At 59.2% G+C, this 24,898-nt stretch carries 17 protein-coding genes; 9 read left to right on the forward strand and 8 right to left on the reverse strand.

The features are described 5' to 3' along the window. Positions 1-414 precede the first annotated feature (414 nt). From HGI30_RS05725 to HGI30_RS05735, 3 genes are all read right to left on the reverse strand, one after another. Positions 415-1,014: a response regulator transcription factor gene (locus HGI30_RS05725; protein ID WP_168906763.1), complete on the reverse strand. Its 600-nt coding sequence runs from the start codon at positions 1,012-1,014 to the stop codon at positions 415-417. Beyond that, positions 1,011-2,267: a sensor histidine kinase gene (locus tag HGI30_RS05730; RefSeq protein ID WP_168906764.1), complete on the reverse strand. Its 1,257-nt coding sequence runs from the start codon at positions 2,265-2,267 to the stop codon at positions 1,011-1,013. Before HGI30_RS05730 ends, HGI30_RS05725 begins: the two co-directional genes overlap by 4 nt. Positions 2,268-2,358: 91 nt before the next feature. Further along, positions 2,359-3,384, reverse strand: a complete 1,026-nt coding sequence (locus HGI30_RS05735) for a Delta(5) desaturase DesA (protein ID WP_168906765.1) — start codon at positions 3,382-3,384, stop codon at positions 2,359-2,361. Positions 3,385-3,590: 206 nt separating this feature from the next. Here HGI30_RS05735 and HGI30_RS05740 point away from each other — a divergent pair, with 206 nt between their 5' ends. The 3 genes from HGI30_RS05740 (at position 3,591) to HGI30_RS05750 (ending at position 7,693) form a co-directional block, all read left to right on the forward strand. Beyond that, positions 3,591-4,073 carry a zinc ribbon domain-containing protein gene (locus HGI30_RS05740; RefSeq protein ID WP_168906766.1) on the forward strand — a complete coding sequence of 161 codons (483 nt, stop codon included), beginning with the start codon at positions 3,591-3,593 and terminating at the stop codon, positions 4,071-4,073. 727 nt (positions 4,074-4,800) lie between these two features. Then, positions 4,801-5,655, forward strand: a complete 855-nt coding sequence (locus HGI30_RS05745) for a cation diffusion facilitator family transporter (protein ID WP_168909750.1) — start codon at positions 4,801-4,803, stop codon at positions 5,653-5,655. Positions 5,656-6,022: 367 nt separating this feature from the next. Next, positions 6,023-7,693: an SH3 domain-containing protein gene (locus tag HGI30_RS05750; protein WP_168906767.1), complete on the forward strand. Its 1,671-nt coding sequence runs from the start codon at positions 6,023-6,025 to the stop codon at positions 7,691-7,693. Positions 7,694-7,934: 241 nt separating this feature from the next. Here the strand turns inward: HGI30_RS05750 and HGI30_RS05755 are convergent, their stop codons facing one another. Further along, complete coding sequence (locus HGI30_RS05755) at positions 7,935-9,386, reverse strand: O-antigen polymerase (RefSeq protein ID WP_168906768.1); 1,452 nt, start codon at positions 9,384-9,386, stop codon at positions 7,935-7,937. Positions 9,387-9,884: 498 nt separating this feature from the next. On the opposite strand from HGI30_RS05755, the gene HGI30_RS05760 reads away from it, so the two are divergent. Next, positions 9,885-11,120 carry an MDR family MFS transporter gene (locus HGI30_RS05760; RefSeq protein WP_168906769.1) on the forward strand — a complete coding sequence of 412 codons (1,236 nt, stop codon included), beginning with the start codon at positions 9,885-9,887 and terminating at the stop codon, positions 11,118-11,120. 129 nt (positions 11,121-11,249) lie between these two features. On the opposite strand, the gene HGI30_RS05765 is transcribed toward HGI30_RS05760, so the two are convergent. After that, entirely contained in the window at positions 11,250-12,662 is a 1,413-nt protein-coding gene (locus HGI30_RS05765; protein ID WP_168906770.1) for an NAD-dependent malic enzyme, read from the reverse strand. A gap of 176 nt (positions 12,663-12,838) precedes the next feature. Beyond that, positions 12,839-13,957: an MGDG synthase family glycosyltransferase gene (locus HGI30_RS05770; RefSeq protein ID WP_168906771.1), complete on the reverse strand. Its 1,119-nt coding sequence runs from the start codon at positions 13,955-13,957 to the stop codon at positions 12,839-12,841. Between the two features lie 130 nt (positions 13,958-14,087). On the opposite strand from HGI30_RS05770, the gene kapB reads away from it, so the two are divergent. Both kapB and gltB read left to right on the forward strand, forming a co-directional pair. Continuing rightward, positions 14,088-14,477: a sporulation phosphorelay system protein KapB gene (kapB, locus tag HGI30_RS05775; protein WP_168906772.1), complete on the forward strand. Its 390-nt coding sequence runs from the start codon at positions 14,088-14,090 to the stop codon at positions 14,475-14,477. Between the two features lie 640 nt (positions 14,478-15,117). Next, positions 15,118-19,725: a glutamate synthase large subunit gene (gene gltB, locus HGI30_RS05780; protein WP_168906773.1), complete on the forward strand. Its 4,608-nt coding sequence runs from the start codon at positions 15,118-15,120 to the stop codon at positions 19,723-19,725. Positions 19,726-19,934: 209 nt separating this feature from the next. Here gltB and HGI30_RS05785 read toward each other — a convergent pair whose 3' ends face one another. Both HGI30_RS05785 and HGI30_RS05790 read right to left on the reverse strand, forming a co-directional pair. Further along, complete coding sequence (locus HGI30_RS05785; RefSeq protein WP_168906774.1) at positions 19,935-21,410, reverse strand: O-antigen ligase family protein; 1,476 nt, start codon at positions 21,408-21,410, stop codon at positions 19,935-19,937. Positions 21,411-22,380: 970 nt separating this feature from the next. Next, on the reverse strand, positions 22,381-22,752 hold the full coding sequence (locus HGI30_RS05790) for a helix-turn-helix domain-containing protein (protein WP_168906775.1): 372 nt from the start codon (positions 22,750-22,752) through the stop codon (positions 22,381-22,383). Positions 22,753-23,001: 249 nt separating this feature from the next. Here HGI30_RS05790 and HGI30_RS05795 point away from each other — a divergent pair, with 249 nt between their 5' ends. From HGI30_RS05795 to HGI30_RS05805, 3 genes are read left to right on the forward strand one after another with little or no spacing between them, the layout of a single operon-like run. Further along, positions 23,002-23,421 (forward strand): hypothetical protein, encoded by a 420-nt coding sequence (locus tag HGI30_RS05795; RefSeq protein WP_168906776.1) that lies wholly within the window; start codon positions 23,002-23,004, stop codon positions 23,419-23,421. A gap of 29 nt (positions 23,422-23,450) precedes the next feature. After that, positions 23,451-24,203 carry a YveK family protein gene (locus HGI30_RS05800; RefSeq protein ID WP_168906777.1) on the forward strand — a complete coding sequence of 251 codons (753 nt, stop codon included), beginning with the start codon at positions 23,451-23,453 and terminating at the stop codon, positions 24,201-24,203. Further along, positions 24,184-24,876, forward strand: a complete 693-nt coding sequence (locus HGI30_RS05805) for a CpsD/CapB family tyrosine-protein kinase (RefSeq protein WP_168906778.1) — start codon at positions 24,184-24,186, stop codon at positions 24,874-24,876. The genes HGI30_RS05800 and HGI30_RS05805 overlap by 20 nt, the downstream gene beginning before the upstream one ends. The last annotated feature ends 22 nt before the right edge of the window (positions 24,877-24,898 follow it).

The following is a 24,898-nucleotide window of genomic DNA, read 5'->3' on the forward strand; positions in this document are numbered from 1 at the left end:
CCGAGCAACGTCGGTGCTGGAGCAGCAGAAGGTGACGAGTTACTCGGTTTTTCCGAGCAACATCGGTGCTGGAGCAGCACAAGGAGCGGAGTTGCTCGGTTTTTCCGCGCAACGTCGGTGTTGGAGCAGCAGAGGAGGCGAGTTACTCGGTTTATCCGCGCAACGTCGGTGCTGGAGCTACAGATGGAGCGAAGTTGCTCGTTTTATCCACGCAACGTCGGTGCTGGAGCAGCAGAAGGAGCGAAGTTGCTCGGTTTATCCGCGCAACGTCGGTGCTGGAGCAGCAGAAGGAGCGGAGTTGCTCGGTTTTTCCGCGCAACGGCGCCGTGGAGGCAGCTGTTGAGAGCGAGAAGCGCAAACAAGCCGCAGCCGCCCCATCATGGGCTGCTGCGGCCTGCACGCCACGCGGGCTTTTTATTTGAACCAGCCCTTCTCCTTGAAGCGGGAGACGGCCTCGATGCGGTTGCTGACGCCGAGCTTGTCGAGGATGACGGAGATGTAGTTGCGCACGGTGCCGCTCGAAAGATACAGCTGGCTCGCGATCTCCTTGGTGTTCTTACCGGCGGAGACGAGCTCCATCACTTCCCGCTCTCGTTCCGTGAGCGGGTTGCTCTCGTTGTACACTTCGTCGACGAGCTCGGGCGCGTACAGGCGGCGGCCTTCCATGACGCTGCGGATCGATATGGCGAGCTCGTCGCTCGAGCTGTCCTTGAGCAGATAGGCCTGCACGCCGGCCTTGAGCGCCCGCTCGAAATAGCCGCTGCGCGCGAACGTCGTCAGGATCATGACGCGGCAGCCGCTGTCCTTCAGCTGCTCGGCCGCCTCGAGCCCATTCATGACGGGCATCTCGATGTCCATGATGCAGATGTCGGGCTTGTGCTTGCGCACGAGCGCGACGGCATCCTCGCCGCTCGTCGCCTGGCCGACGACCTGCATGTCCTCCTCCAGGTCGATGAGGGAGCCGAGTGCGCCAAGCAGCAGCCGCTGGTCCTCGGCGAGCACGATTCGAATCATAGGGAATCCTCCTTTTCCATGCGGCTGACGTTGTGAGGGGCGATCATGTAGATCGTCGTGCCCGGCCGTCCGTGCGCGCTGTCCCCTCCGGCGCCTCGCCCTCCCGCCGGCATCGGCGCGGAAGCTCTCGAGGCTTCCGTCCCCGGAGCCTTCGAGCCGGACGGCTTCGAATCCATCCCGGCGGCGTTGCCGATCTGGAGGCTGCCGTTGATGAACTCCAGCCGCTCCTTCATGCCCTGCAGGCCGTTGCCCCGATCCTGGGCGCGCGGCGGCCGCATGCCGATGCCGTCGTCCTGCACGAGCACGCGCAGCAGGTCGGGCTTCTGCTCGATGCGCACGAGGCAGCGGGAAGCCCGGCTGTGCTTGACGACGTTCGTGACCGCTTCCTTGATGCACATGCTGAGCACGTTCTCGGTGAAGCGGGACGTATGCGCGAGCTTCGGATCGCCGATCAGCTCGAACTCGATTTCCGCCGCGCGCAGGATCTGGCCGACCCGTCCGAGCTCGTCCTCGAGCCGGGCTCCCCGCATGTGCGAGACCATGTCGCGCACTTCCTGCAGCGCGATGCGCGCCGTCTGGTGCACGTCGCTCATCTCGGCGCGCGCCCGCTCGGGATTTTTGGATACGAGCTTGCCGGCGAGGTCGCTCTTGAGGCGGATGAGCGACAGCTGCTGGCCGAGCGTATCATGCAGGTCGAGCGCGATCCGCTGCCGTTCCTCCAGCACAAGCAGGTCGGCGATCCGCCGGTTGGCGTCCTCGAGCTGGCCTTGGAGCCGCTCCTGCTTGAGCCAGTTGTAGCGGCTGAACGGCAGCACCGACACCCCGATGAGCAGGATCGCGACGAACGGAGACTGCTGGATGAAAAAGCGGTTCTGCATGAAGTAAGCGGCGTAGATCGTGGCGGCGACGAGCACGAGATGCACGACATAGAGGCTCGTGAAGCCGGCCCGGCTGCGCGTGTTGCCGATGTAGAACGCCAGGAAGAAGCCGAAGTACGGGTAGTGGAAATAGATCGTCATCGCCGCGGATATGGCCATCTGGATCGCGATGCCGGTGTACATCCGCCAGCCTCGGCCCTCGCGCGTGAGCCGGTAGCAGATGAAAAAGACGGCAACCATGAGGCTGCCGGCGAGAATGCTGCCCGTATCCGGGTAGCGGAAGATGAAGTAGAACGGCAGGACGATGAAGGCCAGCCAGATATAAGGTCCGAGCCCGGTATTGCGCGGCAGGATCTGGTTCCATTTTTGCTGCATGCGGAGCTCCTTGGGCCGGGCGCGGTCAGGCCGCGAGCCCGGGAGGGATGGTTGACCTCATTGTAGCATATTATCCGATCGGATATCCGCTTCAGGCGGGACGGCCGGTGGAGCGGAGCGGGAGCTCCGCGGCTCGGCGGATGCCTTCGCGGAACGTGACGAACTGGCGGCGCTCGTCGTCCCACAGATTGAAGCGCAGCGACTTCAGGCTCGTGCGCAGCGTAATCGTCGTCGCATGCTCCAGCGGAGGCGCGGCCTCGTGGGCCTGCTGCAGATGATAGTTCGGCACGCGCGGGCTCAAGTGATGCACATGGTGGTAGCCGATGTTGCCGGTCAGCCATTGCAGCCAGGCGGGCAGCTTGTAGAACGAGCTGCCTTCTACGGCCGCCTTGACGTAGTCCCACTCTTCCTCATGCTCGAAGTACGAGTCCTCGAACTGATGCTGGACATAGAACAGCCAGATGCCGGCGGCGCCGGAGATCCAGAATACCGGCAGCTGCACGAGCAGGAACGACTGCCAGCCGATCGCCCAGATGAGCAGCGCGTAGAGGGCGGCGATGCCGGCATTGGTCAGCCACGTGTTGCGGCGCTCCTTGAGGCGAGCGCCTTTTTCGTTGAAGCGATAGGTAATGAGGATGAGCGCGATCGGTCCGATTACGAACAGCACGAACGGATTGCGGTAGATGCGGTAGCGCAGCTTGGTCCACGTCGATGCTTCCTTGTACTCCTTGACGGTGAGCAGCCACATGTCGCCCGTGCCGCGGCGCTCCAGGTTGCCGCTGCCGGCATGGTGGATGTTGTGGCTGTGCTTCCATTGCTCGTACGGGAACAGCGTCAGGATGCCGAGCAGCGTGCCGAGCGCGTCGTTGGCCTTGCGGCTGCGGAAGAACGAGCCGTGGCAGCAGTCGTGAAAGATGATGAAGCTGCGGATGAGGAAGCCGGCCGCGAGCGCGGACAGCAGCAGCGTCAAGGCATAGGAGACCTGCAAGCTGGCATAAGCCGCGATCCACAATAGGATGAACGGCGGAATCGTATTGAGCAGCTGGCGCACGCTGGCGGAACGGTCGTTGCGCTCGAAGGGAGCGATCATCTTGCGAAGCTGTTTCGTCTGGTTCATGGCGTCCTCCCGGTTGGCCGCACGGCGCGCGGAGCGCTGCGGCTGATGATTCCAGTATACGGAAGGGCGCGCGCCGCAGGCAGTCATAGCCGTCAGCGATCCGATATGACATCTGTCATGCCTTGTTTGAGAGCGAGTTGCCGGTCAGGCTTCGATTGGTGTAGCTTTAAGGGAAGAACCTTCATCGGAAGCGGGGAGCGTGCATCATGTCCATATTCGACAAAATGAAGCAAGGAGCGGCCGAAGCGGCGAGGGCCGCTCAGCAGACGATGGAGACCGCGCGGCTGAAGTCGCAGGTCGCGCTTCGCCAGCGCGACATCTCGCGGCTCAAGAAAGAGATCGGCGATGCCGTATTCGCCGCCTACATGAAGGACGACATGACGGCCTCTCATGATGCGGCCCACCGGCTGTGCCAGCAGATCGTGTCCGCGCAAGGGCAGATCGACCAGCTGGAGCAGCGCATCCGCGCGCTCAAGGCGCTCAAGGCCTGTGCGTCCTGCGGGCGGGAGGCCGACCATGAGGCTCGCTACTGCCCGGATTGCGGCGCGTCTTTTCCGGAGGAGGGCGTGCTGCCGGCGCTGCAGCTCGAGGGCCAGGTGCATGTGCTGTGCGGACGCTGCAAGGCGGAGAATCCGCTCGATGCGAAGCGCTGCACGCGCTGCGGCAGCGAGCTGGCTTCCTGGCAGTAGGCCGCGGCTCTTGGGCGGCTGCCGGACAGCAGGCGTGGCGGCAGCCGCTTGGCGGCCAGGCTGCAGGGAGATGCCGCAGGCGATCGCGCGGAGCGGGCAGGCGGCTGGAAAACGTCTGGAATCGGCCGGGCCAAGGCACATAAGTGCCTTGAATTCAGTTTTCCGGCTGCAAGCAGCCTAGCCAAGGCACATAAGTGCCTTGGATTCAAATTTCCGGCTGGAATCAGCCGATTCAAGGCACATAAGTGCCTTGGATTCAAATTTTCGGCTGGAATTAGCCGATTCAAGGCACATAGGTGCCTTGGATTCAAATTTCCGGCTGGAATCAGCCGATTCAAGGCACATCAAGTGCCTTGGAATCTATTCTCCGGCCGAAACCAGCCCATCCAAGGCATCCCAAATGCCTTGGATTTTTTTATTTTCCCGCATGCTCCCGCCCGTCCAGCCCAAGCCGGACTTGGTTCATGCACTCTCAAATCCACGATGCGTGTACCCGGCAGCACTTGCTCGATGCAAGACCGGAACGGTCCTGGCGGTTGCATAAAAATACCAGAGAAAGGGCAGGATAATGGGCGTTGCTCAAGGGAGAAAGTGTTGCGCGGGGCCACAAAAAGGCGCATCCGCACAACAATGTTTCTCTAGACCCACTGCGGGTTCGGACGGTAAGGTGGGGAGAGTGTTTTGGAGAGGGGAAGGAAAAGTGTCTACCGACCAACAATATGCCGACATGCGTCGGGGAGAGCGCGGAGCCTGGATCAGCATCGGCGCTTATGTCGTGCTGTCGATCGCCAAAATCGGCGCGGGCTATCTGTTCGCCTCCAAGGCGCTGTCCGCGGACGGCTTCAACAACCTGACCGACATCGTCGCCTCGTTCGCCGTGCTCATCGGCCTGCGCATCTCGCAGAAGCCGCCGGACGAGGATCATCCTTATGGACACTTCCGGGCGGAGACGATCGCTTCGCTCGTCGCTTCCTTCATCATGGCGACGGTCGGCCTGCAGGTGCTCATCAGCTCCGTGCGCTCGCTGTTCGCCGGGCGCGAGGAGGCCCCGAACATCCTGTCCGCGATCGTGGCGGTCGTGTCTGCCGTCGTCATGCTCGGCGTGTACCTGTACAACCGCCGCCTTGCCCGACAGATCAAGAGCCAGGCGCTGGAAGCGGCGGCCAAGGACAACTTGTCCGATTCGCTCGTCAGCATCGGCGCGGCGATCGGCATCGCGGGCGCTTCGCTCGGCTTGCCGTGGCTCGATCCGGTGGCCGCGATCGCCGTCGGCCTCATCATCTGCAAGACGGCTTGGGAAATTTTCTACGGCGCGACCCATGCGCTGACCGACGGCTTCGACGACGGCGAGCTGCGCACGCTGCGCAGCTCGATCGAAAAGGTCGACGGCGTCAAGTCGATCAAGGATCTCAAGGCCCGCGTCCATGGCAGCCATGTGCTGGTCGACGTCATCGTGATGGTCGATTCGAGGCTCACCCTCGTCGAGAGCCACCGCATCAGCGACGAGATCGAGCACCGGATGGAGCGCAAGCACAACATCATGAACGTGCATGTGCATGTCGAGCCATACGAGCCGGCCTAATGTCCGGTGCCTGGCCGCTGCTCGAAGCAGGGCTTCGGCAGGCGCGAGTCGCTCCGACCGAAGTCCGTTCCAGCTCCGCAAAGCCCGCTTCCAGTCCCTTAGGGGACGGCAGCGGGCTTTTTCGCGCGTGCAGGCCGCTCGTCCTAGCCTGGTTCCGCGGCGAACTTGGGAGCAGCGGTCCATGCGGTTTCTCGCGCATTTATTTACAATAGAAGCCAGAAGTCTCCATCACGTGCCAGGAGACATGCAGATTCGCCGTTCCTTCGACAGGACAAGCCTAAACCCGGGGCGACCGGATGCCGATAAAGTCACAGAGATCTAGACCTTAGACAATCGACATTCCAACTAGATGAGGAGTCGTGATCGAATGAGAAAGCCCGTCGCAGCCGTGCTGGCCGCAAGCCTGCTGCTTGCGTGCATGCCCCCGGGCGGGGCGGAAGCCGCGCCTGCCGCCGCCGTCCAGCTTGCCGTTACTCAGTCCACCGTCAATCTGAGGGAGGAGCCGTCGACGAAGGGCAAGGTGATGCGTCTGCTCGCCAAGGGCGAATCGCTCTCGGTGCTGGAGCGGGTGGACGGCAGCTGGTTCAAGGTCAAGGAACGCGCGGGCAAGATCGGATTCGTCTCCTCCTCCACGGCCTACATCAGCCTCGTCGAGCCACCAGCCGCTTCCGCCAAGCCTGCCCTTGCCGCGAACGCAGAGATCCTCGCCACCGTCACGCTGCGCAAGAGCGCCTCCGTGTCCAGCGACCGCATCCGCTACCTGAAGATCGGCGAGCTGGTGCAGATCGTGGCTGTACCGACGGCGTACTGGTATCAGGTGAAGGACGAGCAGGGCTACAGCGGGTACATAAGCTCCGACAAAAAATACGTCAGCGTGACCGGCAGCCTGCCAGGCGCTCCGGCTGCGACCTTGGCGCCGACGCCGAGCAAGACGCCGGCCGCGACCTTGGCGCCGACGCCGAGCAAGGCGCCGGCCGCGAGCGCGACGCCGACGCCGAGCAAGGCGCCGGCCGCGACTGCGACGCCGACGCCGAGCAAGACGCCGGTCGCGACTGCGACGCCGACGCCGAGCAAGACGCCGGCTGCGACTGCGACGCCGACGCCGAGCAAGACGCCGGCTGCGAGCGCGACGCCGACGCCGAGCAAGACGCCAGCCGCGACGGCCACGCCTGCGCCGAGCAAGGCGCCAGCCGCGACGGCGACGCCGTCCCCGAGCAAGACGCCGGCCGCGACTGCGACGCCGACGCCGAGTCAGGCTCCGGCCGCGACTGCGACGCCGACGCCAGAAAGCGGCGGCACGGATGCGTTCGCTCCGAATGCGAAGGCCGCTTCGGTGGTGGCGTTCCGCGTCGGTCCGTCCACGGCTCAAGAGCGCATCCGCTACCTCAAGACGAACGAGGCCGTGCAGATCGTGTCTGCGGCCAACCGCAGCTGGTACCAAATCGTCGACGCCGCCGGCCAATCCGGGTATGTCAGCTCCGACGCCAAATACATCACCGTAACGGGGACGCTCCCGAGCGAGCCATCCGCGACGCCAGCGCCAGTCGCGACCGCATCGCCGACGCCGGCTCCGTCCGGCGATGAGGACGGCCTCGCCTCGCCGGAGCTGGAGGCGGTCATCGCCGCCGGCCTGAAGTACCTCGGCACGCCGTATGAGTTCGGCTCCAGCCGAAGCGATACGACGACGTTCGATTGCTCGGACTTCGTGCGGCAGGCGTTCCTCGACGCGCTCGGCGTCAAGCTGGCGGCCGACTCGCGCGGTCAAGGCCAGCACGTGAAGAACAAAGGCGCGTACACGCAGGAATGGAACGAGCTGAAGCGCGGCGACCTCATGTTCTTCACGACGACCGCGATCAGCAAGGAGATGTCGGCCGAGGAAAGCCTCGACGCTTCGCTCATCTCTCATGTCGGCATCTACCTCGGCGACAACAAGATCCTCCAGACGTACTCCAAGGAATCGGGAGGCGTGCAGGTGACGGACATCCCGCAGAACTCGACTTGGAAGACGCGCTTCATGTTCGGCGGCAGCGCGCTGTAGGGCTGATAAGATAGGCAGTCCAACTTAAATCAATCCTACGGTGACGAAGAACGTCCTGTTTCACCACGACTCTTGTTCGCAGGGTTCCTTTGCTAGGGAAAGCGGACAGGAGGGAGGCATGATGCGGGGCGTTTCACTCAATAGAACAAGCAGCGCAGCAATGTCAGGAAAGCGAGCTTTTTAGATGGGCCGAGATACACCTCAGTCGCCATATAATCATCTCCTTAAAATAAATAGCCACTCATTTGAGTGGCTGTTCTAATGATTGGGTTTTTATGCCGTATCGATTTAGTCTCAACTGCTCAATTTTCTGTTTACCTACCAAAGCTTTCGCTTTTTCATTCTGTGGATAGTAGGCAAGAGCGAAGATTAAAACCGCACTGCCGCAGAGCCACGTCGTCATTAATGTTACGTTTTCAATACCGCCCCGAATTGAGACCGAGAGAAAATATATTGTAATGGCAGCGATAAGGCCAAGAATATTGCTCTTATTCCGAAGCAATAAATGATGGAGCATTGACCATATAAATCCTAGAATCAGCATGCCCAAGACAATCCCTGCAGTTGAGAAGTTAATGTATAGATCTCCAAGAAGTGTAGGTGGAAGTCCACCTCCATCAAATCCCCGCCTTAACGCTACTTTCAGGATGAAGTCGAAGGGCTGTGCATCGTTTCCAGGAATCATCGTTTGAAAATTCCAAAAGAAAGTCTTACCGTACTGCAGAGGCATTGCAGAGTTTGGAAGTTGACTAATTACAGCACTCAGTATGTCTTTCCCAAATACAACCGGATAGTTATAAAGGTACTGGATAAAAGCCCCAAAGTAATCCCCTTGAGCCATCATGTCATTTAGAACAAATTTACTATTTGAGGAACGGATCCTTAAAAGCCCCAGACCCGCGATAAGAGAAATAATAAGCGCTCCGATCCCACCAAGACGACCGAGCGAGATCGGTCGCTTGTAATGATAAATTGCCAAAGCGACGAAAATAAGCGCTACTGCTGTGCTCCTCCACCCTGTACTCATGAGCAGAAGAATGGTCATAAAAAGAGGGATAAAGCTCTTCTTAAAGGTGAATTTCTCCGTTTTAATGAACAGAAACCAGATTGCTACGCTCATCAACAATGACATATGAAATGGAATGCCGTTTCCTGATAAGGAGGCGACCCGACTATTTTCAAGATCGGAGTGTAAAATTGGTGGTCCACCTGATTTTGCCCAGTATAGCAACATGAACATCCCGCCGATTACATAGAACAACTTGATTACTTTTTTGTAATTGGTACGAGAATCATTCAACGTTCCTCTTTCAGGTGATTTGAGGAATAAGGAGCTAGCCATAAAAGCACCAAGCAAAAACATTACAAATCCTAGAATTACGAGCGTCAAAAGTTTGCTGCCTAATTCCGGATTCGTATTTAAGACCTCGTTTGTTCCAGGAGCATATATGATTAAATACATCATCGGAAACAGTATGTAAGGCGACATGAAATCAATAAACTTTCTTGTCATAATGCCTTTGGTGACTCCGAAAATGGTTACAGCAAGAGAGAGTAAGACGAACAGTATTAAGATCGACTGCAAAGGTGATCCAGCAATTGCTTCAGCAGTTAGCATGGAGAGAATGGAAACGAAAATAACAACGGCAATTAATCCAGACGATCTCCCACCTGATTTAACCTTTTCAGTCACATTCCTCACCTTCTTTCTCATTAAAATTTGACAAATGGTTATTTTGCATCGTGTCACCCCTGACCCTCAATGATACATATCGTATCATTGAGGGGGCAATTATTCAATAACGAGATATGAAAGCACTATGTGGGTGCCCTCAAAACTATGTATGTCTCATCAGGGATTTTAATATGAAGCGGTTTACCCTATGTGCTGGAGCCTCATGATTGATGGCGTTCAACAAGCTGAAAGGAAAGGATACCTGCAAGAGGGAGCGTACTCGTATAGGGTAAATATGGCACGGAGAGACGCCGCTTAAGGGAAAACGCCCAGCATGACGTTGCTAAGGCAGAAGCAGCGCTGGCAGAACAAGGTTTATCCAAACCAACCCTATGCAAGCCGGCAGCTTCTCTTTTACAATGAGACTCTGTTCGACAAGCGTGCCTGCGTCACGCCGAAGCTGCAAGCTCCCGTATCCCTTCCCTATCGGCCATCCTACCAAAGCGCGGTGAAAGCATGAACCGAATCCAGCACCTGTTGCGTGCGTACCACCCGATTGTCATTTCGCTGCTTGTCGGGCAGATGATCTCCCGGATCGCCACCTCGATGAGCATGCCTTTCCTTGCCCTGTACCTCGCCAAGAACACCGACATGAGTGCTGCGATGATCGGCTTCGTCGCCGGCGCCGGCGCGCTCGCGGGCACCTTCGGCGGCTTCATTGGAGGAGCTTTGTCGGACCGCTATAGCCGCAGGCTCGTCATGTTCGTCTCTTTGTTCGCTTGGAGCGCCGTGTTCATCGGCTTCGCCTTCGCCAAGCAGCCGGCGCTGCTGCTTCTGCTGAGCCTGCTGAACGGCCTGTGCCGCTCCTGGTTCGATCCCGTCGCGCAAGTGCTCATGGGCGACCTGACCGAGCCGGAGCGACGATTCAAGCTGTATTCGCTCCGCTATCTGATGGGGAACGTCGGCGTCGCCGTCGGCCCTCTGCTCGGCGTCTATCTCGGCGTCGGCAGCAGCTCTGTTCCGTTTCTCGTGACCGGACTCATCTTCCTGCTCTACGGCTGCGTCCTGTTCGCGATGATGCATGCGTTCGGCATCCAGGCGATCGAAGGAGGAGCCACCAAGGAGAAGATCACGATCGGCTCCGCGTGGGCCGCCGTCCGCCGCGATCGGGTGCTCCAGCTGTACACCGTCGGTGCCATCCTCGTCGCCATCGGCTACAGCCAGCATACCGTCACGCTGTCGCAGCATCTGGAGATGAGCTTCAGCCAGGGCGTCTATGTGTTCGGCTGGCTCATGACAGCCAACGCCGTCACGGTCATCGTGCTGCAGATGCCGCTCTCCAGGCTGGTCGAGAAGCGGCGCCCCATCTCGGCTATTCATGCGGGCAACATCCTGTTCGCGCTCGGGCTCGTCGGCTTCGGCCTCTCTCCGACGATTCCCTTGTTGTTCGTCTCGATGATCTGCTTTACGATCGGCGAGATCCTCAACTATCCGGCCGGCAGCCTGCTGCTGGACCGGCTGGCGCCGGAGCCGCTGCGCGGAGCATATTTCGGCGCGCAGACGTTCGGCAACTTCGGCTATTTCCTCGGTCCGCTGCTGGGCGGCTGGCTGCTCGATCGAACGAGCGGCCCGGTCGTGTTCACGCTGATTGCCGTCATCCTGCTCAGCTCGTCTTATTTCTACGGAGCGGGAGCGCGCCGCCAGGCGGCGCTCGGGCAGGAGGCCCCGGCCGCGCGCGCGGCCGGCTTCTGAAGCCAGCCTAGCAAAAAGAACCAAGGCGGAGAGCAAGCTCTCCGCCTTGGTTCTTTTTAACGCGCCGCCGCCGCTCTCGTAGGCAGGGCCGGCGTCGCCGAGGCTCCACGCGGAGCGGCGCGCACCGCGCTACTCCCGCGGATTCCGCCGGGCGACGCCGCTGTCGCGGGCCGCCTGCACGACGCGGCGGCGCACTTCCTCGACGACCTTGGCGTTGAACACGCTCGGGATGATGTAGCTGCGGCTCAGCTCGTCCTCGCCGACCGTGGAGGCGATCGCCTCGGCCGCGGCCAGCTTCATCTCCTCGTTGATCGTCGTCGCGCGGCAGTCGAGCGCCCCGCGGAAGATGCCCGGGAAGCAGAGCACGTTGTTGATCTGATTCGGATAGTCCGAGCGTCCGGTGGCGATGACCGCGACGATGTCCTCGGCTTGCTCGGGCCGAATCTCCGGCTCGGGGTTCGCCATCGCGAACACGATCGGCTGCTCATTCATCGTGAGCACCATCTCCCGCTTGAGGATGCCGCCGGCCGAGAGGCCGATGAACACGTCCGCTCCGGCGACGGCGTCGGCCAGGCTGCCGGAGATGCGTCCAGGGTTCGTGTTGGCCGCGTACCAGTTCCACATCGGATGCGCATAGTCTCGATCCGCCGTCAGGATGCCGTCGCGGTCGACGCCGAGCACGTTGCGGGCGCCGCCGGCGAGCAGCATCTTCGTGCAGGCGGTGCCGGCCGCGCCGATGCCGCAGACGACGATGCGGGCATCCTCGATCGACTTGCCCGTCAGGCGCAGCGCGTTGAGCAGTCCCGCATAGAGGACGACGGCGGTGCCGTGCTGGTCGTCATGGAACACCGGGATGTTGAGCTCCTCGCGCAGCCGCTCCTCGATCTCGAAGCAGCGCGGCGAGCTGATGTCTTCCAGGTTGATGCCGCCGAAGGCAGGTGCAATCGCTTTCACCGTGCGGATGATCTCCTCGGTGTCCTGCGTGTCCAGGCAGATGGGGAAGGCGTCGACGTCCGCGAACTGCTTGAACAGCATTGCCTTGCCCTCCATGACGGGCATCGCCGCTTCCGGGCCGATGTTGCCGAGGCCGAGCACCGCGCTGCCGTCGGAGACGACCGCGACCATGTTGCGCTTGATCGTCAGCGTGAACGCCTTGGACGGATCCTCGTGGATGGCGGTGCAGACGCGCGCCACTTCCGGCGTGTAGACGCGGGAGAGGTCGTCGCGGTTGTGGATGGCGGTCTTGGGCTGTACGGTGATCTTGCCCCCGAGATGCAGCAGGAAGGTGCGGTCGGAGGTGTTGATGACCCGGATGCCCGGCAGCTGTCCCAGCGTCTTGCCGAGAAGCTCCGTCGTGCCGGTGTCCTTCACCTTGACCGTCAAGTCGCGCGTCGTGCTTCCTTTGCCCGTCTGGATCACGTCGATGGCGATCATGTCGCCGCCGGCCGCCTCGATGGCGGATACGACCGAGCTGAAGTTGGTGCCGGAGTCGATCTCCAGCCGGACGATGACGGTCTTGCCGTCCAGAGCCTTGTTGTTCAATCTGCTCATCTCCTTGGCTTTTGCCTTTAGAGGCGTAGAATACGTAGTGTAGGAAAGAAAAGGGGAGGGAGCGTCCTCCCGTCCCCCGTATGGGTATAGCCTGGACGCATGCGTCCTATACTCGCCTGGCGCTCGACCGGAGCCGAGGGCTTGATCGTCCCGGCCGTGCCGCGAGGTTACTGCATCAGCCTCAGCACGGCCGACGGACATTCCTGCGGGTCGTACTGCTGGCTGCTCTTGGACTGCAGCCGCTGCCGGCGCTTGCCGGAGCTGTACGGCTCCTGGATGAGCCGGAACCAGCGGTCGATCGTCGCGGTCGACTGCAGCATCTCGCCGAAGCCGCTGCCGATAAAGTAGTCCAGGTTCTCTTCCTCCTGGCCGGGGATCGGCTTGTAGAACAGCATCGGAATACCCTTGCTCATCCCCTCGGTGCAGGTCATGCCGCCGGGCTTGGTCACGAGCAGGTCCGCCGCGTCCATCAGCTTGGAGATTTCGCGCGTGAAGCCGAGCACCTGAATGTTCGGATGGTTGAACCGCTCGTCCGCCAGCATGCTCTCCCGCGACTTCTCGTTGGTGCCCGTGCAGAAGATCAGCTGCACCTCCTCGCGCCAGCGGGTCATGTAGGTGAAGAATTCGTCCTCCTCCTCCATGAGCCCCCAGCCGCCGCCCATGACGAGCACGGTCGGCAGGCTGCGCAGTCCGAGCCCGCTCCTCGCGTCCGCCTGGTCCTGCGACTGCCAGAACTGCGGATGGACGGGGATGCCGGTCACTTCGATGCGGCCGGACGGGATGCCGCGGTCCATCAGCTTGCGCTTGACGACGGGCGTCGAGACGAGGTAGTGGTTGACCTCCGGACTGGCCCAGGTGCCGTGCGCGTCGTAGTCGGTAATCAGCGTGTAGAGAGGCACGTCGAGCCCGAGCCGCTTGAGCCTGGCGACGGCGGCGTTCGGGCCGGGATGCGTGCAGACGATGATCTCCGGGCGCAGCTGCTGGATGACCTGCTCGGTCTGGGTATAGAAGATCCGGTGTATCGCGAGCTGCGCGAACCGGTTGAACGATCGCTTATAGTTGGTGCGGTACATCATGCCTACCAGCTTGGGCTGCTTGCCGACCGTCTTGCGATAGGCGGACATGATCAGAGGACCGAGCACCGGATTCAGGAATTTGCCCAGCTCCAGCACGCGGGTCTGGACATCCGGAGACAGCTGCCTCAGCCCGGCAGCGAGCGCATATGCCGCCTGGGTGTGTCCGGATCCGAACCCCTCCGATAGCAGCAGCACTCTTTTTTTACGCATGCACTCACCTACTTTTCCACTTCCAATATTACGACGAGCGCCGCCCATAAGACAAGCTCGGCTTGTCCGCTTGTGCTTCGCGCCCCGCTTCCTATATTCTTGGGGAAACGATCCGAAGGAGAGATGAACGATGAGCGACGAGAATCAGGTCCCGGCCGGGGAAGGCTGGGTGCGCTTCACCTACAAGACAGGCGAGTATGCGGGCAGGCTGGTCGAGCAGGGCACGCCGCGGAGCGTCGTCGAGACGCTGGCCGTGCTGCGCCATCCCGAGCAGGGCGACCTGCACCATCCGTACGACCCCGACGTGCCGTTCTTCCACGAAAGGCGGGCGCTGGCCCATCGCGAGAAGGCGCTCGTGCCGAATCGCGACATCCAGCCGCATGCCGCGGCGGAGCTGCCGCCGTACGAGGCCTCCCGCGAGCAGGCGGTCGCCCGCATGCTGGACGAGCTCGACCGGCTGCAGCGCTGGGCGGCGCGCGCGGCCGATCAGCTGCGGACCGTGGCCTCCGACTATAGGTAGCCGCGCCTTGCCCTGCGCCGCTCGCGTCCGGTTTGCGCCGTAGCTTCCGGCAAGCTGACAGCGAGACAGCGTTTTCATCGGATCGGCAGCCGGCACGGTTGCAGTTTTGGTTTAAAAATTTGCATGAGTATACATGTGCCGGCTTACTTTGACCTGACATGGGACGTCATCGTTCGGGAAGATCCGCCGATCCTTAAACTTGGGATACCCAACCTGCGGAGGCATGTGATAGGATGATTGCAGAAGCGCCGCTGTAGCGTGGCGAAGCGACACCATCGGCCGGTTCAAACCCTTGCCGCACAAGGGAAGGGCGGGATCGGGAGCGAAACGTTTCCTTCCTCGATCAAAAAGATTCAATTGATCTGTGTAAGCCCTAGTGATAAAATCGAGGAATAACTATGCGAGCCCCCCTGCCTTTTTCCGGGATCGCCGCCATGGAGATCCGACCGATTTCTGCCTTATGAACGACGGGACGGTACGTAATGGATATGTATTAATATGCATCTTTATTCATGATGACTGCTCGGAGAGCTTCCATGCACGGCGGGAGCCGCTTCCGGAATGAAGATGTCTATCTAATAGGTAGCCGTTCGCAGCCGTCCGTTCTCTATCCATCCTCCGACAGAAAGGTTGCCATCCGATGAACAGGAAAATGACGGGATTGCCGCCGAAACAAGGCCTTTACGATCCACAGTTCGAAAAAGACGCTTGCGGCATGGGATTTGTCGCGAACATCAAGGGAGCCAAGTCCCATACGATCATCCGCCAGGCGCTGACCGTGCTGGAGAACATGGAGCATCGCGGCGGCCAGGGCAGCGAGCCCAACACCGGCGACGGAGCGGGCATCATGCTGCAGATCCCGCACGGCTTCTTCAAGCGCGAGCTGAGCCGTCAGGCCATCGAGCTGCCTGCCGAGGGCGGGTATGCGGTCGGCATGCTGTTCCTGCCGCAGGACGCGGCCGTGCGCGAGTCGCTCGAGAGCAAGCTCGAGGCGATCATCGCCGAGGAAGGCCAGAGCGTCATCGGCTGGCGCACCGTGCCGACGGACGACGCCAAGCTCGGCGAGTCCGCGCTCAAGGCCAAGCCTTACGTGCGCCAGGTCTTCGTGTCTCGCGACGCGGCACTCGCGGACGAGTTGGCTTTCGAGCGCAAGCTGTACGTCATCCGCAAGCGCGCCGAGCTGGCGATCCGCTACGCGGGGCTCGAGGGCGGAGACATGTTCTACTTCCCGTCGTTCTCTTCCAAGAAGATCGTCTACAAGGGCATGCTGACGACCGAGCAGGTGCGCTCGTTCTACGTCGACCTGAACGACGAGGCGATGGAGACGGCGATCGCGCTCGTCCACTCCCGCTTCAGCACCAACACGTTCCCGAGCTGGGAGCGCGCGCACCCGTACCGCTACCTGATCCACAACGGCGAGATCAACACGCTGCGCGGCAACGTCAACTGGATGCACGCGCGCCAGTCGCTGTTCGCCTCCGAGCTGTTCGGCGAGGACCTGGACAAGATCAAGCCGATCATCAATCCGGACGGCTCCGATACGGCGATGTTCGACAACACGCTGGAGTTCCTGTATCTGGCCGGCCGCTCGCTGCCGCATGTGGCGATGATGATGGTGCCGGAGCCGTGGTCCAACCACGAGGACATGAGCCCGGAGAAAAAGGCGTTCTATGAGTACCACAGCTGCCTGATGGAGCCGTGGGACGGACCGGCCGCGATGGCGTTCACCGACGGCACGCAGATCGGCGCCGTGCTCGACCGCAACGGCTTGCGTCCAGCACGCTACTACGTCACCAAGGACGACGTCATCATCCTCGGCTCCGAGGCCGGCACCGTGCCGGTGGAGCCGGAGAACATCCTGTACAAGGACCGCCTGCGTCCGGGCCGCATGCTGCTCGTCGACACCAGGGAAGGCCGCATCGTCTCCGACGAGGAGGTCAAGGACCTCATCGCCTCGGAAAAGCCGTACCAGCAGTGGCTGGACGACAACCTGATCAGCCTGGTCGACCTGCCGGACGCACCGGAGCTGCCGGAGCTCGAGCACGCGACCGTGCAGCAGCGCCAGCAGTCGTTCGGCTACACATTCGAGGACCTGCGCAAGGTGCTGGAGCCGATGGCGTCCTCCGGCGTGGAGCCGGTCGGCTCGATGGGCTACGACTCGCCGCTGGCCGTCCTGTCCGAGCGTCCGCAGCGGCTGTACAGCTACTTCAAGCAGCTGTTCGCCCAGGTGACCAATCCGCCGATCGACGCGATCCGCGAGGAGATCATCACAGCGACCGGCACGTCGCTCGGACCGGAGCGCAACCTGCTCCATCCGGAGCCGGAGAGCGCGCGCCAGATCCGCCTCGACTCGCCGATCCTCTCCAACGAGGAGTTCGCCAAGCTGCGCCACGTGCGCCGTCCGGGCTTCAAGTCGATCACGCTGCCGATCTTCTTCCCGGCGGACGGAGGAGAGGCCGGCCTGCGCAAGGCGCTGCAGACGATGTGCGACGCGGCCGACCGCGTCATCGCCAAGGGGCATAACGTGCTCATCCTGTCCGACTTCGGCTCCGACAAGGACAATTGCCCGATCCCGGCGCTGCTCGCCGTATCGAGCCTGCATCACCATCTGATCCGCGAGGGCACCCGTACCCGCGTCAGCCTGCTGCTGGAGTCGGGCGAGCCGCGCGAGGTGCATCACTTCGCGCTGCTGCTCGGCTACGGCGTGAGCGCGATCAACCCGTACCTGGCGTTCGAGACGCTCGACGACATGATCCGCCAGGGCATGCTGCGCGGCGTGACGCACGACAAGGCCGTCAAGAACTTCATCAAGGCGGCGACCAAGGGCGTGCTCAAGATCCTGTCTAAGATGGGCATCTCCACGATCCAGTCGTACCGCGGCGCGCAGATTTTCGAGGCGGTCGGACTCCAGGAGTCGGTCATCGACAAGTACTTCACCTGGACGCCATCGCGCATCGGCGGCATCGGTCTCGACATCATCGCCCAGGAGGCGCTGCGGCCTCATCTGCGCGCCTATGCCGAGCAGCAGGGCGGCGAGCGCGAGCTCGACTCCGGCGGCGAGTACCAGTGGCGCAAGGACGGAGAGGACCATCTGTTCAGCCCGCAGACGATCCACACGCTGCAGATGGCTTCCCGCGCGGACGACTACAAGCTATACAAGAAGTTCTCGCATCTCGTCCAGGGCGAGGACCGCAAGTTCATGACGCTACGCTCGCTGCTCGACTTCAAGAAGGACCGCCAGCCGGTGCCGATCGACGAGGTCGAGAGCGTCGAGGCGATCATGAAGCGGTTCAAGTCCGGCGCGATGAGCTTCGGCTCCATCTCCAAGGAAGCGCACGAGAGCCTTGCGATCGCCATGAACCGCATCGGCGGCAAGTCCAATACGGGCGAGGGCGGCGAGGATCCGGCGCGCTTCATTCCGGATGCCAACGGCGATTCGCGCCGCAGCGCGATCAAGCAGGTCGCCTCGGGACGGTTCGGCGTGACGAGCCACTATCTCGTCAACGCCGACGAGATCCAGATCAAGATGGCGCAGGGCGCCAAGCCGGGCGAGGGCGGACAGCTTCCGGGCCGCAAGGTGTACCCGTGGGTCGCCGAGGTGCGCGGCTCCACGCCGGGCGTCGGCCTCATCTCGCCGCCGCCGCATCATGACATCTACTCCATCGAGGATCTCGCGGAGCTGATCCATGACCTCAAGAACGCCAACCCGCGCGCCCGCATCAACGTCAAGCTCGTCTCCGAGGTCGGCGTCGGCACGATCGCGGCGGGCGTGGCCAAAGGCCGCGCGGACGTCATCCTCGTCAGCGGCTACGACGGCGGCACGGGCGCGTCCCCGATGAACTCGATGCGCCATGCGGGCCTGCCGTGGGAGCTCGGCCTGGCGGAGACGCATCAGACGCTCATGCTCAACAACCTGCGCGACCGCGTCGTCGTCGAGACGGACGGCAAGATCATGAACGGCCGCGATCTGGCGATCGCCACGCTGCTCGGCGCGGAGGAGTACGGCTTCTCGACCGCTCCGCTCGTCGTGCTCGGCTGCGTCATGATGCGCGTCTGCCAGCTGGACACCTGTCCGGTCGGCGTCGCGACGCAGAATCCGGAGCTGCGCAAGAAGTTCATGGGCGATCCGTCGCATGTCGTCAACTACATGCGCTTCGTCGCGCTGGAGATGCGCGAGTACATGGCCGAGCTCGGCTTCCGCACGATCAACGATATGGTCGGTCGGGTCGATGTCCTGGAAGCCAAGGAACTGCTGGACCACTACAAGCTGCGGGGCATCGACCTGGCGCCGCTGCTGCATCAGCCGGAAGTTCCGCAGGACGCGGTCCGCTACAACGTGCAGCAGCAGAACCACGGCCTCGAGCTGTCGCTCGACATGCAGTCGCTGCTGCCGGCCGCCCAAGGCGCGCTGGAGCGCGGCGAGCCGGTCAAGGCGACGTTCCCGATCTGCAACACCAACCGCGTCGTCGGCACGATCCTCGGCAGCGAGGTGACGAGCCGCTACGGAGCCAAGGGGCTGCCGGAGGATACGATCCAGATGCACTTCGTCGGCTCCGCCGGCCAGAGCTTCGGGGCGTTCGTGCCGAAGGGCATCACGCTCTCGCTCGAGGGCGACTCCAACGACTACGTCGGCAAGGGTCTCTCCGGCGGCAAGATCATCGTCGCCCCGTCGCCAAAAGCGACCTTCGCGGCGGAGAACAACGTCATCATCGGCAACACCGCCTTTTACGGCGCGACGGGCGGGGAAGCGTACATCCGCGGCATCGCGGGCGAGCGCTTCGCCGTGCGCAACAGCGGCGTCAAGGTTGTCGTCGAGGGTACGGGCGACCACGGATGCGAATACATGACAGGCGGACGCGTCGTCGTGCTGGGGGGCACGGGACGGAACTTCGCGGCCGGCATGTCGGGCGGCGTGGCGTATGTGCTCGATGAGAACCGGAGCTTCTACAAGCATGTCAACCTGGAGATGGTGCTGCTGGAGCGCGTCGAGGACGAAGCGGACGTGCGCGAGCTGCGCTCGCTGATCGAGAACCATGTCCGCTATACGGGCAGCGCGATCGGCGACCGGGTGCTGGCGAACTGGGAGCAGTCGCTGGGCGACTTTGTACGCGTCATTCCGAAGGACTACAAGCGGATGCTGGAGCAGATCCGCCATGCCGAGGAGGAGCAAGGCCTGAAGGGCGACGAAGCCCTGCTGGCCGCCTTCGAGGCCAATATGAGAGAGCTGGCGCGGGTCGGAGGCAACTAAGCCTCCGACAATGCAGCCGGCCGGCATGCAAGCCGCCCCCAGTCCGATTTCGGGCTGGGGGCGGCTTGTTTTGTGCAGGTTCGCGGCACGGACGATTGCTGCGATTCAAGGCAATCAGGAAGATTTTGGCTACTACAACCATTCTTATAAATTAAAAACCGCTCAGTTGAGCGGTTGCTAGCCAAGCGACAGTGATGGACTGTAGCTTTTTAAATGGGTGTATTTTTGGCACTTGTTGTCCTCATGCTAATGGATATTTTAGCGGCCAAGCCCATTATTAGCCACAGATAAAACGAATTTGACCGAATTTCAAAATTTGGTCCAAGGAAGCCCGCTACGATAAAGCAAATAACTAGGGCCGCTGCCGCGATTAGAATAGCTTGTTCATCTGTCGTTGCTTTCTTTGCTCGGTACAGGCTCTGAAAAGCAATTGAGAGAAGAAACCCAAGAAATAGGAGAGAGCCAATTATGCCAATCTGGCCTAAAATCGAAATCCAGTTGACGTCTGCTACAAACTTCAAGAAATACTGGTCCGTTATACCGTACTTGTAATAAAGAGTCTTGTTGTCAGCCACCGTTTGAGCCGAACCAAATGTATTTAATCCGAGCCCTAATGGATCACGCTTTAAAAGTTGTTCACCAACGTTTGTGATATAGAAGAGCCGAAAGTTGTTTTCCTTTGTCGTGCTATAAGTATTGGCGTCAAAAAGAGTCGTGATTTGCTCGAGCGGATTACGCTCGCTCGTTACAAAGCCACGGCTATCCCCTGAAGGTGTGAGAAGAAGGAAGACCGCTCCTACGGTACAGGCTAGTAATATACTAAATGTGACAATTTTACCCTTTTTTTGGAGTGCTTGTTTTCCACGCGCAGCAAGGGAAACAACGATAGCTCCAATGACTAGAACGATTAAGGCTTGCCGTGATGTGGAAAGAAGAATACCTGCAAGTGCAGCTAGGATAGGCAAAAATTTCGCTTCATTTTGGATGAAGTATCTTGATAAAGAAAGTATAGCAATGATTGCGAGAAACATACCATATTGGTCATAGCGGCCGAGGGTACCTTGAACTCCAAAGGTGCTGCCCGCCATAATGAGATTGTCTCCAAAGGTGTTCCAAGGTGCTGGGCCGAAAACAGCCTTGCTTAAAAACTGCATTAAGCCCAGAACAACTTCAAAATACAGAAGCTTTGTCAGAAGATTCAATAGACGTCCGTAAAGTCCTGTTGTATCCGGAAGCAGCCTAACGATGAAGTAGACTAGTGCAAAACGAAAGAACAAACGTCCGCCCATCACCATGTCTATAAGACCGATGTTATTGTATAAGCTGATAACAATCGCAAACATGATGACAGAAAGAAGAAGCGTATCAGGTATCCCGTTAACTCTTCCCTCCCTAAACTTGCTGAGAATTGTACCTGCGAGCACAGCAGAGAGCAAAAGCTCCGGGATGATTCTCATTAAATCTGAGAGGGAAAGCGAAAACCATGAAACGATAAATGGTTCAATCGGGATATACAGTACTGTGAGGATAAGCGCTTTTCGAGGGTTGACTGCAGCGGCTATGGACACGAGAGCCGCGAGTAAAGCCCCTATGCTTAATAGTGGCTGAAACGAAACCATGGCCATTGTAGCAAAAGAAACGAGGAGCGTAAGGGTGGCATTACTCAAACCCCTTTTTAACGGCATCTTCTACACCTCCAAAGATCCACTCGGACAAAATAGATTTATCAAAAGCATGAAATCCAAAATATTTTAAACGCTTTGAATCTGAAAGGGAGCTGGATTTGCAAAGGATTCAGAGGCATCTAATCTTGGTATTGATACAGATCGTATCAAAATATGCAGCATTAATCAATTCCTTTCACTAAACAGCATCTGCAGGAAAGATCTACGAACTTAACCCCGTTTTTGAAGATTTATGGGAACTCGCAGCTAGCTAGAGATTTCGATTTAGTTAAGACAAAGCCTGGCACCAGATATTACTGTCAACTACTAGTTAATTTTTGTTGAGCAAGGGTTAAAAATAAAAGGACAGCCCATGGGCTGTCTTTTATTCCTTAAAAATTTTAATACAAGGGATAATGGACAGTGGCTACGATACAATGGGTATCTCTACATGGTCTAGCGAGTATGTAAATCGATCCTTGCATTTAAACAAGTTCAAGACACCTGGACTTGGCTACTTGAAGAAATAATATCAATTACACCTGCATTGGGGGAAGAGGCGTGCAGCGCTTACTTCTTCGAGGTGCTGTTCTGTCGCTCCTCCTGTGAAGAAGGAGAGGTCCGATCCGGGAATAGCTCTTTCAATGCGGCATCCGTCTGCAATCCTAGCTGTTCGAGCACATGCCTGACATCCAATACCTTAACAGGAGGTTTCGAGCTGCTTTCTGGTTGATGGCTGTTCATTCCTGTACCCCACTCCCATTTCCTATTAGTTTCTCTATGTATTGGGAACATAGGATAAAGTATATCGGACTGTCGATGCAAAGAGTGTCGGAATGTGAAGCGGCAGGCGGAGAAAAATACAGGAACTTTTGTCGAATCAGGACTATTGAATTAATAAATTGTCTGTTTGGTACCTTTATCCTATTTCATTTTGGCAAAGATGCAAAAAAACCTGCCGATGGCAGGTTTGATAGCGTCGGGATGTCCCCTATGATCTCATCGAACGGTTCGCTCGGACGAATGCGATGAACATTTTAGATTCCTCGGGCGTAAGCGGGCTGCCGTCGATCGAGAAGGCGAACTTCTCCAATATCTCTTGATCGGACAACTCGATGCTGCCGGCAAATTCCCTGACCTCCGGATCGAGCGTCGCTTCCGGATTGTCGGTTCTTCCCACTAGATAGTCGATCGAGACTTGATAGATATCTGCAAATTTCGCAAGCGTATCGGTATCCGGTTCACGCCGGTTCTTCTCATAATGACTCAAGGCTGCGCGGGAAATGCCAAGCGCCTGAGACGTGTGCTCTTGAGTCCATCCCCGGTCTTCCCTCAGACTTGCAAGCCGTGATCCTATGTCCACTTACGTACCTCCTAACTCTCTCTACCTTCAAGTTTAATACGGAAATGCCCCCGCTAAAAGGTTTTCTCCAGCCATGATACAAAAAGACGCAATCTTGAAAATTAAGCCTGAAAAACCCTTGACATGTTACGTTTTGTATCGTAAAGTTGGAATTGTCAAAGTGATACAAAACGTATCAATCATCCATCATTCTTCCCCGCCGGGGCTTCTTTCAAACCTCAGCCCGGAGGCATTTGTCGGAGGTGAGCCGTGAACGTACGTCGGAATATGGAACATTCTGCTGGCGTCATATCCCGAACCGGCATCAGCCATCGCCTGCTGGCGGAGCTCGCGATTTCTCAAGTTGGCGGCGAGGCGGTCCATTCCGGCAGTCGCAAGGTCCTCCTGCATCATATGAACGCGAATGAACTGGAATTCTCCACAACGCTCCGTTTTCCGGTAAGCGATCGTTACCGGCTATCCTTTCGGCTGAAGCTGGGGGAGAAGAGCATCATCCTCGAAGGCATCGTCGCTTCGCGAGTCAAGCAAGGGAACCTCTATCTGTATGAGCTCCGCATCGCCGGAAGCTCGATCAGCCGCACGGATTGGATCCGGGGGCTGAACGAGTGGCTGCTCCAGCATCAGCCGGCATTGCCTGAACATAAAGTCCACTATTTATATCGGAACTGACCACTATACATAAACGGGAGGCCCATCACGTGGAGTTGAAAGAGTATTTGAGCATTCTGGCCAAGCGCAAGTGGCTCATCGCGGCCATCGTCCTCCTGGCCTGCGTCGCCACCGGAATCAAGAGCTTCATGTATACGACGCCGATTTACCAAGCCACGGCTAAGCTCATCGTCAATCAAGCTTTTGAGTATCAAGGAATGTCGATGCTGGATCTCAGCACGATGCAAACGAATATTACAGTCATCAACTCCTACAAGGAAATTATACAGTCTTATGCGATCTTGAATAAAGTTTCGACCAACTTCCCCGATCTGAAGCTGAGCGCAGACCAGCTGCGCAGCGGACTCAGCATCGGATCCTCCGCGGAATCCCAGGTCATGGACCTGAGCTTCGTCAGCACCTCGTACCCGCAAGCGGCCAAGGCTGTCAACGCGATCGCCGAAACGTTCCGTACGACCAACCCCGACATCATGAAAGTCGACAACGTCACGATTCTCAACAAAGCGGACGCCGAAGCGGCAGCCATGAGCATCAACACCAGCCCTATCATCCTGATTTTTATCGCTTTTGTCGTCTCGCTCCTGCTTGCGGTTGGCCTCGTGTTCCTACTGCACTATCTGGACGACACGATCAAGACGGAAAAGGATATCGAAAAAGAGCTCGAGCTGCCGATGCTGGCGCTCATCACCAAAATCGACAAGTACGGCACTCGCTCGAAAAAGCCGTCCGCATCCAAGCCTAAGCCAGTCGGGGAGGGATCCTATGCCACGCTCAACCAGTGATTCGAGCCTCGTCACGTATTACGAGCCGAAGTCGCCGATTTCGGAAGCCTATCGGACGCTTCGGACGAACATCCAGTTTTCCTCGTTCGATGAGCCGATCCAGGTCATCATGGTCGCTTCAGCCAACCCGAGCGAGGGAAAAAGCACGACGGCGTCCAATCTCGCCGTGACGTATGCCCAAGAGGGCAAGCGGGTGCTGCTGATCGATGCGGATCTTCGCAAGCCGTCCGTGTTCAAAGTATTCCAGGTCTCCAACCGAGTCGGCCTCTCCACCGTCGTCTCCGGACAATGCCGCGCCGCAGATGCCGTGCAGGAGACGCTGGTCGAGAACCTGTTCGTCCTGCCGTCCGGGCCTGTGCCGCCGAATCCGTCGGAGCTGCTCGCCTCTCAAAGCATGAAGGCGACGCTGGAGGAATTCAAGACCCATTACGATGTGATCGTCTTCGATACGCCGCCGGTGCTGGCGGTTACTGATTCAATCATCGTCTCCTCGCTCTGCCAAGGCGTGCTGCTCGTCGTGCACGCCGGCAAGGTAAAAAGCGAGCTGGTCCGCAAGGCGAAGTCCAGCCTCGAGCATGCCCACGCCCGCATTCTCGGCGTCGTGCTCAACAACACCAAGAGCCGCAAAGGCGACAAGTACAACTACTACTATTACGGGGCGGAAGCGAAATAAGTTCCCGGCCTAATGGAGGATA

Origin of the sequence: Paenibacillus albicereus, assembly GCF_012676905.1 — a bacterium.
GTDB lineage: Bacteria > Bacillota > Bacilli > Paenibacillales > Paenibacillaceae > Paenibacillus_O > Paenibacillus_O albicereus.

What these genes read in the sequence shown, in the direction of transcription:
- HGI30_RS05725 (WP_168906763.1), bottom strand. Translation starts at nt 1,014, where the DNA reads ATGATTCGAATCGTGCTCGCCGAGGACCAGCGGCTGCTGCTTGGCGCA.
- HGI30_RS05730 (WP_168906764.1), bottom strand. Translation starts at nt 2,267, where the DNA reads ATGCAGCAAAAATGGAACCAGATCCTGCCGCGCAATACCGGGCTCGGA.
- HGI30_RS05735 (WP_168906765.1), bottom strand. Translation starts at nt 3,384, where the DNA reads ATGAACCAGACGAAACAGCTTCGCAAGATGATCGCTCCCTTCGAGCGC.
- HGI30_RS05740 (WP_168906766.1), top strand. Translation starts at nt 3,591, where the DNA reads ATGTCCATATTCGACAAAATGAAGCAAGGAGCGGCCGAAGCGGCGAGG.
- HGI30_RS05745 (WP_168909750.1), top strand. Translation starts at nt 4,801, where the DNA reads ATGCGTCGGGGAGAGCGCGGAGCCTGGATCAGCATCGGCGCTTATGTC.
- HGI30_RS05750 (WP_168906767.1), top strand. Translation starts at nt 6,023, where the DNA reads ATGAGAAAGCCCGTCGCAGCCGTGCTGGCCGCAAGCCTGCTGCTTGCG.
- HGI30_RS05760 (WP_168906769.1), top strand. Translation starts at nt 9,885, where the DNA reads ATGAACCGAATCCAGCACCTGTTGCGTGCGTACCACCCGATTGTCATT.
- HGI30_RS05770 (WP_168906771.1), bottom strand. Translation starts at nt 13,957, where the DNA reads ATGCGTAAAAAAAGAGTGCTGCTGCTATCGGAGGGGTTCGGATCCGGA.
- kapB (WP_168906772.1), top strand. Translation starts at nt 14,088, where the DNA reads ATGAGCGACGAGAATCAGGTCCCGGCCGGGGAAGGCTGGGTGCGCTTC.
- gltB (WP_168906773.1), top strand. Translation starts at nt 15,118, where the DNA reads ATGAACAGGAAAATGACGGGATTGCCGCCGAAACAAGGCCTTTACGAT.
- HGI30_RS05785 (WP_168906774.1), bottom strand. Translation starts at nt 21,410, where the DNA reads ATGCCGTTAAAAAGGGGTTTGAGTAATGCCACCCTTACGCTCCTCGTT.
- HGI30_RS05805 (WP_168906778.1), top strand. Translation starts at nt 24,184, where the DNA reads ATGCCACGCTCAACCAGTGATTCGAGCCTCGTCACGTATTACGAGCCG.